Here is an 11426-nt window from a genome sequence, read left to right as displayed (position 1 = left end):
AGCGGCGACTGATCTGTGCGGAGCGTGGCGAGGTCAAGCTTACCGCATGTGAGTTCAATCTCTTGATCGCATTTCTGGAGAACCCCCGCAACGTGCTATCCAGAGAACGGCTTTTGCTCGCGAGCCGTGTGCGTGGAGAAGAGGTGTACGATCGAAGTATCGATGTCCTAATCATGCGCTTGCGCCGAAAGCTGGAGGCTGATGCGGCCAACCCTCGCCTGGTCAAAACATCCCGTGGCGCAGGGTACTTCTTCAACGCTGACGTAGATGTTAGCTACGGAGGCACGTTGGCCGCGTGACAGTGAGCTATGCTGGAGATTGGGGTGACGAGGCTGATCAAGCCTTCCAACAGTACCAGCCTGATCAATTACAGCGAGAGCTACCGGTCCGGAGATCGCATCAGCGCCTCTGTCGTCAAGAGAGCTGTTCTGCTTGACCCCAGCCATGGAGCTCAACGCCCCGCGTCGGAGCGCTCCCTGCTTCTGAAGGAAGCCATTAGGTCCGCTCGGGCTTGATCGGAGGCTTGGCTGATGGACGTCGTGGTTGCTTCGCTCAGTTGCCGCCCCATGGCGCGGCTTTGCGGATTATCAGTCCTCTGCCTCTTCGCCGGTCTCAACAGCGCTGTGTAATGTTCATTGTTTATGATGACGCCCCCGCTGTTCACGAGGTTGCTCCTGTCAAGTGTACTCGTCAGTCCGTCCTGGGCCTCACGCTTCTTGCCCAAGTGCCGTTCAAACGGCGCTGGCGCGACTTGTTGAGCTCGAGAGATGGGTCCCTGCTCTCCTGCGTGGCCATGAGCTTGTGCCGCGGTCTGCGCAGCGGCGTCCCCAATGGCACGAGCCTCCATGCCGACTGCGTCTTCCGGACGAGCAGCAAGGGCAATTTCGCGCCCGAGTGCGAACTTCCGGACATGAGTTAGTGCACTGATGTCAGCGGTTTTCATATAGCGCTTGGCATCTTCATCCAGCGACCGCTCGTGAAGCCGATCCGCAATCCCCGGCTTTTTGTTTTCAACCAGGCATTGACTGAAACGTCTAAGAGCAGACCCATAGACCTCAACGGTACGGGGTTTCGGCCCGGTCGGCGCTGCCTCGTACGCTTTGATGAGAGCCGCTGTGTACTCTCTGATGAGCACGGCGTCGGCAGGGTGGGGATTCAGGGCCGGGCGGCCCACCACTGGCGCTCCGCCCGCCCACGTCTTGAGACGACCCAGTGACCCAGCCACGGCCGAGGGGCCGCCACCCCAGATCTCGTACTCCTTGCGATCCCGATCCAGCGACTCCTCGTGAAGCCGATCCGCAATCCCCGGCTTGTTATTTTCAACGAGCCAATGACCAAAGCCGAAAAGAATATCTACATGGCGCTTGACCGTGATCTCCCCGACCTTACCGGCATAGAGTGCTGACCTCAGCCCTTCGACAAGGGTCGCATCGTTGGAATAAAGAGGACCCTTGTCGGGACCGGAGACCACTTTTGGGCGATCTGGCTGCACCGCCGCCGGCACAGAACGAGCATGGTCACGCAACTCGGACGGTGCGGGGGGATTCAGATCAACCACTGACGAATCCGGCGCATGATGATGGCGCGCCGTTGAGTGACCCGGCTGCAGCACCGAGGCACCCAGCATCGACCCACTGCCTCCGGCGTACGGCGCCGCGGCGTGTTCTTGTCCGCTCCCTTGCATCATGGGCTGCGCTTCCCATGGCAATGCACCCACTTGATGGGTGGGGGCCTGCATCAGCACGCGAGCGCCTGAATTGCCGATCTCGCTCAGCTGCGGCTCAGTGGCAACGTCCTGCAGACGACTGTTCGGGGTCCTTTGCCTCTTCGCTGGTCTCAACTCCGCTGTATCATGCTCACGGTTGATGAGGACCTCCTCGCTTGGTAGCTGGTTGCTCCTGTCCTGTGCTGCGATCCGCTCGTCCGGCGCGCGCTGGTCGCCGTCGCGCCAGCTCAGGGGACGAAAGGACCCTGCGGGATCCGAGGCTTGGTGATGGGGCCCAGTTGGCACGAAAGACGATGCCAGTACAGCGTCGTCTTCATTAGCTTTCCCAGGGGGGAGATACTCTGGCCAACTGTATTCCTCCTGCGGCCCGCTGTGCTGCGCAGCGGCGTCCCCCTTGCTCTCAAGACTTTGAAATTTAAATGGGTCCCCGGGAGCAACGTCTGGCGCTGACTGGCCGAGCCGCTTGATCTGCTGGTGAAACGTCCCAACGGGGCTTTCCTTAACCGCGTCTCGGGCCTGTCGGTCCATGAGTTCAAAGTTCGTGAGATTATTTGCCGTTCCGAATGTATCGTCACCCCTGAGGCGGGTTTGTAGTGCCTGCCGATTGACGACGAGGTTGTTGAGGTTCAGGTCATCTGGCTGCGATTGCAATCGCCCAACCAGCGCCCGCGTGCCGTCCACCACGTAGACTCCGCAATCCACCACGTTGCTCTGCTGGGCGATGCGGGATACGCCCACGCGGGTCTCCAGGCTGGCGCCCAGATTTTCTGCGAGCTCTTTTGCAAGCGGGTCATGCCATCCGTTGTAGGAGTCATAATGATAGGCAACCGGCCGTTCCCGGTCGCTGCGATCAACGAACAGCAGCGACCAATGTTTGCCGCGCTCCTCACGAGTCGTACCGGCATCGCTCACTGGCACGAACAGGAAGTCGGCTGTGTCGTTGCCGTTCTTATGGACGATGCGCTGGAATGCGCTTAGCATGACGCTCTTGGAGCCCAAGCGCAGATGATAATTGGCTACGAGGGGATCCACGAACCGCGTCCGGGCGGCGAGATCTGGATTGTTCCCCTGCAACTCCTGCTCCAGGAGTTGGTAATCCCTCTGGATATGTTCGTCGCCTAGCCATTCCAATGCGCCGAGCACCCGCCCGTCTTTAGCTTTCCCAGGGGGCCTCTCTGGCCGACCCAATGCCTCCTGCGGCCCGCTGCGCTGCGCAGCGGCGTCCCCAATGGCACGAGCCTCCATGCCGACTGCGTCTTCCGGACGAGCAGCAAGGGCAATTTCGCGCCCGGGTGCGAACTTCCGGAGATGAGCTAGTGCACTGATCCTCCGGTTACCACCGGAGTTCACATAGCGCTTGGCATCTTCATCCAGCGACCCCTCGTGAAGCCGATCCGCAATCCCCGGCTTTTTGTTTTCATGCAGGTATTCACTGAAACGTATAAGAGTAGATCCATAGACCTGAATGGTACCGCGATTCGGCCCGGTCGCAGGCGCTTCTTTGTACTCTTTGATGAGAGCCGCTGTGTAATCTCTGATGAGCGCGGCGTCGGCAGGGTAGGGATTCCGGACAGGGCGGTCGACCACTGGCGCTCCGCCCGCCAACGTCTTGAGACGACCCAGTGCTCTAGCCACGATCGAGGGGCCACCCCTGCTCTCGTACTCCGAGGGGCCACCCCTGCTCTCGTACTCCTTGCGATCCTGATCCAGCGACGATTCGTCAAGCCGAGCAGCAAATCCCGGCCTGTTATTGTCAAAGAGCCAACGACCAAAGCCGAGAAGAGAATTTACATGGCGCTTGACCGTGCTCTCCTTGACCTTACCCGCGTAAGCTGACCTCAGCCCTTCGACAACGGTCGCATCGTTGGAATAGAGGGGACCCTTGTCGCGACCGGAGACCCCTATTGGAGGATCTGGCTGCACCGCCGCCGGCACAGAACGAGCATGGTCACGCAACTCGGACGGTGCGGGGGGATTCAGATCAACCACTGACGAATCCGGCGCATGATGATGGCGCGCCGTTGAGTGACCCGGCTGCAGCACCGAGGCACCCAGCATCGACCCACTGCCTCCGGCGTACGGCGCCGCGGCGTGTTCTTGTCCGCTCCCTTGCATCATGGGCTGCGCTTCCCATGGCAATGCACCCACTTGATGGGTGGGGGCCTGCATCAGCACGCGAGCGCCTGAATTGCCGATCTCGCTCAGCTGCGGCTCAGTGGCAACGTCCTGCAGACGACTGTTCGGGGTCCTTTGCCTCTTCGCTGGTCTCAACTCCGCTGTATCATGCTCACGGTTGATGAGGACCTCCTCGCTTGGTAGCTGGTTGCTCCTGTCCTGTGCTGCGATCCGCTCGTCCGGCGCGCGCTGGTCGCCGTCGCGCCAGATCAGGGGACGAAAGGACCCTGCGGGATCCGAGGCTTGGTGATGGGGCCCAGTTGGCACGAAAGGCAATGGCAGAACAGCGTCGTCTTCATTAGCTTTCCCAGGGAGCTCGCGCCCGAGTTCGGACTTCCGGAGATGAGCTAGTGCACTGATCCCACCGGAGTTGTTATAGCGCTTGGCATCTTCATCCAGCGACCCCTCGTGAAGCCGAGCCGCAATCCCCGGCTTTTTGTTTTCAACCAGGTATTCACTGAAACGTCTAGGAGCAGATCCATAGGTCTGAATGGTAGCGGGATTCGGCCCGGTCGGCGCTGCCTTGTACTCTTTGATGGGAGCCGCTGTGTAATCTCTGATGAGCGCGGCGTCGGCAGGGTCGGGATTATTCAGGACAGCGGCGCGGTCCAGCACTGGCGCTCCGCCCGCCCACGTCTTGAGATGACCCACTGCTCTAGCCACGTCCGAGGAGCCACTCTTGCTCTCGTACTCCTTGAGATCCGGATCCAGCGACTCCTCGTGAAGCCGAGCAGCAAATCCCGGCCTGTTATTATCAAAGAGCCAACGACCAAAGCCGAGAAGAGAATTTACATGGCGCTTGACCGTGCTCTCCAATGCTGACCTCAGCCCTTCGACAATGGTCGCATCGTTGGAATAGAGAGGACCCTTGTCGCGACCGGAGACCCCTATTGGAGGATCTGGCTGCACCGCCGGCGGCACAGAACGAGCAGGGTCACGCAACTCGGACGGTGCGGGGGGATTCAGATCAACCACTGACGAATCCGGCGCATCATGATGGCGCGCCGTTGAGTGACCCGGCTGCAGCACCGAGGCACCTAGCCTCGACCCACTGTCTCCGGCGTAGGGCGCCGCGGCGTGTTCTTGTCCGCTCCCTTGCACCATGAGTTGCGCCTCCCATGGCGATGTATCCACTTGAGGGCCGGGATCATGCACTGGTTCGTCCATTTGCTTTTGCAACCGAGCCCACCTTTCGGCCACCGCGGCCTCGCCAACCGCGGAGGGCGTCTCCTCAGCCCTGGCGAACGCTGGCCCGGCAGGCGCCGCCGGCACAGAACGAGCATGGTCACGCAACTCGAACGGTGCGGGGGGATTCAGATCAACCACTGACGAATCGCGCGCCGTTGAGTGACCCGGCTGCAGCACCGAGGCACCCAGCATCGACCCACTGCCTCCGGCGTAGGGCGCCGCGGCGTGTTCTTGTCCGCTCCCTTGCGTCATGAGTTGCGCCTCCCATGGCGATCGTAGAAGGTCCGCGTGCGGAATCGAGTCGAAATATCCCGACAAATCAGCGTCGACCTTCTGCTTTTGCAACCGAGCCCACCTTTCGGCCACCGCGGCCTCGCCAACCGCGGAGGACGTCTCCTCAGCCCTGGCGAACGCTGGCCCGGCAGGCGCCGGCGGCACAGAACGAGCAGGGTCACGCAACTCGGACGGTGAGGGGGGATTCAGATCAACCACTGACGAATCCGGCGCATGATGATGGCGCGCCGTTGAGTGATCCGGCTGCAGCACCGAGGCCCCCAGCATCGACCCACTGCCTCCGGCGTAGGGCGCCGCGGCGTGTTCTTGTCCGCTCCCTTGCACCATGAGTTGCGCCTCCCATGGCGATGTATCCACTTGAGGGCCGGGATCATGCACTGGTTCGTCCATTTGCTTTTGCAACCGAGCCCACCTTGCGGCCTCCGCGGCCTCGCCAACCGCGGAGGGCGTCTCCTCAGCCCTGGCGAACGCTGGCCCGGCAGGCGCCGCCGGCACAGAACGAGCATGGTCACGCAACTCGAACGGTGCGGGGGGATTCAGATCAACCACTGACGAATCGCGCGCCGTTGAGTGACCCGGCTGCAGCACCGAGGCACCCAGCATCGACCCACTGCCTCCGGTATGCGGTGCCAGGTGCTCGTCCCCCAGCATCATGGGCTGCGCCTCCCATGCCAATGCACCCACTTGATGGGTGGGGGCCTGCATCAGCACGCGAGCGCCTGAATTGCCGATCTCGCTCAGCTGCTTAGCTTTCCCAGGGGGCTTCTCTGGCCGACCCAATGCCTTCTGCGGCCCGCTGTGCTGCGCAGCGGCGTCCCCAATGGCACGAGCCTCCATGCCGACTGCGTCTTCCGGACGAGCAGCAAGGGCAATTTCGCGCCCGAGTGCGGCGTACGGCGGGAACTTCCGGAGATGAGCTAGTGCACTGATCCACCGGTTACCACTGGAGTCCAAATAACGCCTGGCATCTTCATCCAGCGACCCCTCGTAAAGCCGAGCCGCAATCCCCGGCCTGTTGTTTTCATGCAGGTATTGACTGAAACGTCTAAGAGTAGCCGCATAGTCCTGAGTGGTTTTGGGATTCGGCCCGGTCGCAGGCGCTCCCTTGTACTCTTTGATGAGAGCCGCTTTGTACTCTTTGATGAGCACGGCGTCGGCAGGGTCGGGATTCAGGGCAGCGCGGCCCACCATTGGCGCTCCGCCCGCCGACTCTTTGAGACGACCCAGTGCTCTAGCCACGTTCGAGGAGCCACTCTCGCGCTGGTACTCCTTGAGATCCTGATCCAGCAACGGATCGTCAAGCCGAGTAGCAAATCCCGGCTTGTTATTATCAAAGAGCCAACGACCAAAGCCGAGAAGAGAATTTACATGGTCCGTGACCGTGCGCTCCCCGACCTTACCGGCATAGAGTGCTGACCGCAGCCCTTCGACAACGGTCGCATCGTTGGAATAAAGAGGACGCTTGTCGCGACCGGAGACCACTACTGGAGGATCTGGCTGCACCGCCGCCGGCATAGAACGAGCATGGTCACGCAACTCGAACGGTGCGGGGGGATTCAGATCAACCACTGACGAATCCGGCGCATGATGATGGCGTGTTTCCCCGGGAACAACGTCCCGTACGAACACCGAGTCTGGGTTGCCTTGGTCCGGCGCGACTGGAGCCAGGGCTCTGTCGTGCAACGCTCGCGCTGACTGGCCGAGCCGCTTGATCCGCTGGTGAAACGTCCCAACGGGGCTTTCCTTAACCGCGTCTCGCGCCTGTCGGTCCATGAGTTCAAAGTTCGTGAGATAATTTGCCGTTCCAGATGTATCGTCACCCATGAGTCGGGTTTGTAGTGCCTGCCGATTGACGACGAGGTTGTTGAGGTTCAGGTCTGGCAGGTCTGGCTGCCATCTTTGCAATCGCCCAACCAGCGCCCGCGTGCCGTCCACCACGTAGACTCCGCAATCCCACTCGTTGCTCTGCTGGGCGATGCGGGGTAAGTCCACGCGGGTCTCCAGGCTGGCGCCCAGCCTTTCTGCGAGGTGTTTTGCAAGCTTGTCATGCCATCCGCTGACGGAGTCATAATGATAGGCAACCGGCCGTTCCCGGTCGCTGCGATCAACGAACAGCAGCGACCAATGTTTGCCGCGCTCCGCAAGAGTCTTACCGCCATCGCTCACTGGCACGAACAGGAAGTCGGCTGTGTCGTTACCGTTCTGATTATGGACGATGCGCTGGAATGCGCTTAGCTTGTCGCTCTCGGAGCCCAAGCGCAGATGATAATTGGCTACGAGGGGATCCACGAACCGCGTCCGGGCGGCGAGTTCTGGATTGTTCCCCTGCAACTCCTGCTCCAGGAGCTGGTAATCCCTGTGGATATGTTCGTCGCCTAGCAATTGCAATGCGCCGAGCACCCGCCCGCTGGGGTCGCCGAAAACACCAAAAAACCCTTCGACCGCGGGGGACATCCCCTCAGGAAAGAGCTCTGGCGAGGCGGAATTCCCCGCCCGCAAGCTGGGAGGAGCGAATTCCGGTGGCCTCAGTGGCACCTCCTCGCTTGGTAGCAGGTTGCTCCTGTCCTGTGCAGCGATCCGCTCGTCCGGCGCGCGCTGGTCGCCGTCGCGCCAGATCAGGGGACGAAAGGACTCTGCGGGATCCGAGGCTTGGTGATGGTGCCCAGTTGGTACGAAAGACGATGGCAGAACAGCGGCGTCTTCATTAGCTTCCCCAGGGAGCTTCTCTGGCCGACCCAATGCCTTCTGCGGCCCGCTGTGCTGCGCAGCGGCGTCCCCAATGGCACGAGCCTCCATGCCGAGTGCGTCTTCCGGACGAGCAGCAAGGGCAATTTCGCGCCCGAGTGCGGCGGACGGCAGGAACTTCCGGAGTTGAGCTAGTGCAATGATCCTCCGGTCACCACTGGAGGCCTTATAGCGCTTGGCATCTTCATCCAGCGACTCCTCGTGAAGCCGAGCCGCAATCCCCGGCTTGTTGTTTTCAACCAGGTATTCACTGAAACGTCTAAGAGTAGCTCCATAGTCGTGAATGGTTTGGCGATTCGGCCCGGTCGCAGGCGCTCCCTTGTACTCTTTGATGAGAGCCGCTTTGTACTCTTTGATGAGCACGGCGTCGGCAGGGTCGGGATTCAGGACAGCGCGGCCCACCATTGGCACTCCGCCCGCCGACTCTCTGAGACGACGCAGTGCCACAGCCACAGTCGAGGAGCCACCACTGCTCTCGTACTCCTTGAGATCTTCATCCAGCGACTCCTCGTGAAGCCGAGCAGCAAATCCCGGCTTGTTATTTTTAAAGAGCCAACGACCAAAGCCGTAAAGAGAATTTACATGGCGCTTGACCGTTTCCTCCTTGGCCTTACCCGCGTAGAGTGACCTCAGCCCTTCGACAACGGTCGCATCGTTGGAATAAAGAGGACGCTTGCAGCCGCGACCGTCGGAGACCACTACTGGAGGATCTGGCTGCACCGCCGCCGGCACGGGGGAACGAGCATGGTCACGCAACTCGAACGGTGCGGAAGGATTCAGATCACCCACTGACGAATCCGGCGCATGATGATGGCGCGCCGTTGAGTGACCCGGCTGCAGCACCGAGGCACCTAGCATCGACCCACTGCCTCCGGCGTACGGCGCCGCGGCGTGTTCTTGTCCGCTCCCTTGCATCATGGGCTGCGCTTCCCATGGGGCCGCGCCTTCGATGAGGCTCAGGTCTCCGTGAGACGGATGAGGATGGAACGGGTCTGGCAGAGCCGGAACGCCGGGGGCGGGAATTTGGGCAGCGGCTTGGCGCGCCTCGCCCGAGCGCTGCTCAAAGCCCTCTTGCCCGGCCTGTGCCGCTTGCTCTTGAGATGCCGGGGGCTGCACCTGCCGCCAACCTGTTACATTGGATAGGTCAAATTTGTGCCGGTTCACGTTAGCCTCACGTCCACAGATCAGCTGAGCAACCTACTCGGGCATACTTACGAGAAGCTGACGAGGTCCGCGGTCCCGGAGCGGGTAGGCCTAATTTTCTGCGCGCCGATTGCGCTGGCGCGACGTAGCCCGGCCTTTTGCCAGCTCGGCAGCTACGGCTCGCAAAGAGCGTCGTAAGGCTTGCGGAGCCGCCCCTCAGCTCCCGTCGAGGAGCAATCCACAATTCACATATTTGGAGATGGCTCGCTGGTTTACCGGTCTGCGAGCCCTGCAAGCCCATGCTTCAGATGCCGCCCGTGCAGAGGTATTTCATTTCGAGGTAGTCCTCGAGGCAATGGCGGGAACCCTCCCGCCCGATGCCGGACTGCTTCACTCGGCCGAAAGGCGCGGCTTCCGACGACATGCGTCCCGTGTTCATACCACTATGCCATATTCCAAGGCCTCGGCGACACGCCAAACACGCTTCCGTTTGAGGCACAAATGTGGGGGAAGGCCGTAGATCGTGTCGTTGGCCTCATGCACGACCTATCCGCATCGTCGAAGCAATCACAGGCGCCAGCCGCCCGAATGTCTCTTTCTTGCGCGATGGTCATCTCGCTGGAGACCGGACCGATAGTTCGACGTGCCATTCGCGCGATGCGTTTGCCCCCGCATCGATTCTGCGGCCTTTCGCGACGGCATGGGATTCGATTTTGGCCAGAGCCTGCCTGTCGATCAGCGCACCGATCGCCACTCCGGAGCAAAGCCCTCGCCAACGATAAGTGGCGGACTTTCTCCACGAACTCTCGACAAACACCTTCGTGAACGCCTGACTGGACGGGGGTAGCCATGCCGAACAGGTCGCATAACCACGCCATCGTTCGGCGACTGCAGCCGCGAAGCGTCTCGAACACATCGGCTCGATGCGGTTGCGTCCAGAATGCATCAGCGAGCGGCGGGAGTCTTCGCTATATTCGCCCCCGACATCCCGAAGTCCACCAGCTTGCCTGCCAAAAAGGGGTGTTGCATGAATAAACCCGCTTTCGTCGCCGTCAGCCGCGTGCCCAGGAAGGACGACAGTCTCCATAGCAAGAATGTGAGATGATCATCGTATTCAGCGGCAGCGTGCCGGCGAAATTGGGTGTTCGGCAAGCCAAATAGCGCGATGCAGAAGGATGGTGAGGATTTCGCGTCCGCCACTGCGATGCATAGAGCCACCCTTCGCAACCGACCAGCGCAACAAAGCTCGTTATGCGGCGCGTAGGTTCGTAGACGCTTATCCAGTATCGAGATAACAAGGCCGCTGCGCAGGAACGAACTCTGAGAGCGCACCCTGCGAGAGGTTGCGCTTGCTGACGCGGCTGTGGAAGAAGCAGGGGCTCGCGCCGAAGCGCATGATCACCGACTAGCTTCGCTCGTATGGAGCGGCAAAGCGACAGATGATGCCGGACGTCGAGCACCGGTCGCACAAGGGGTTGAACAACAGAGCGGAGAATTCCCATGTGCCGCCGCGAAAACGGGAGCGGATGATGCAGGGGTCCGATCGCCGGGAGGCCTGCAACGCTTCGTCTCGACCTTGTCAGCCCTCCGCAACCTCTTCGTCCCCCGCCCCAAACGTTCTGCTCTCGCCATACATGTTCATCGCTTGCAAGCCATCGCCGAATGGAAGGCCGTGACTGGAACGCCCGCAACAATGGATTGCTAACGGCGAACTCATGCTGGTCGGCAAGGCGATACTGGCTGGAGCATCAACTCGGCCGACGAGAGTGGCCACACCATCCTAGACAGGATCGGCCGATATGCCCGGCATCGCCGCTCTGCAAAAAGCACAGCGGGCATCCAGACGTTGCCGGGTTGACTATGGGTGTCCGAACCGCGAAAAGAGGCCGCTCTTTATGAGTGGCGTGCGCTGGCAGTCTAACCCCAAGCCCCCCGCCCGGGCTGCCGGCGCGCTTCTAGGAACATCGAGGTAGATGACGAGACTCCGAACTACATTTCCAAAGCTATCGGTGGATTCACATTTCAAGCCCAATCGATTTCCTACAGCCAGGCGCGAACGTTCGATTGGAACATTCAGAATTCACATCAAGGTGCACCGCTATTGCGTCCCGAACAGGTTCGGCTGCTCGATGACGACTACGAGATTGTTCTCATC

Annotated in this window: 1 protein-coding gene and 4 pseudogenes; 3 read left to right on the top strand and 2 right to left on the bottom strand. The window is 60.9% G+C overall.

Annotated features, from left to right (window positions below; all coding sequences use genetic code 11):
* Positions 1-299, top strand: a pseudogene (gene virG / locus NKH95_RS32785) (two-component system response regulator VirG); the annotation flags it as partial.
* Between the two features lie 152 nt (positions 300-451).
* Here the strand turns inward: virG and NKH95_RS32780 are convergent.
* Positions 452-9292, bottom strand: a complete 8841-nt coding sequence (locus NKH95_RS32780) for a Ulp1 family isopeptidase (protein WP_352894514.1) — start codon at positions 9290-9292, stop codon at positions 452-454.
* Positions 9293-9575: 283 nt separating this feature from the next.
* Positions 9576-10110 (bottom strand): annotated as a pseudogene (locus NKH95_RS33505) (aldehyde dehydrogenase family protein); the annotation flags it as partial.
* Between the two features lie 507 nt (positions 10111-10617).
* Here NKH95_RS33505 and NKH95_RS32770 point away from each other — a divergent pair.
* A pseudogene (locus NKH95_RS32770) lies at positions 10618-10976 on the top strand (DDE-type integrase/transposase/recombinase); the annotation flags it as partial.
* 267 nt (positions 10977-11243) lie between these two features.
* Positions 11244-11426: pseudogene (locus NKH95_RS32765) on the top strand (type IV secretory system conjugative DNA transfer family protein); the annotation flags it as partial.

The sequence above is a fragment of the Mesorhizobium sp. M0848 genome (assembly GCF_040319805.1).
Lineage (GTDB): Bacteria > Pseudomonadota > Alphaproteobacteria > Rhizobiales > Rhizobiaceae > Mesorhizobium.
The sequence above is the reverse complement of the archived record's forward strand: the minus strand, read 5'-3'. Positions and strand labels throughout refer to the sequence as shown.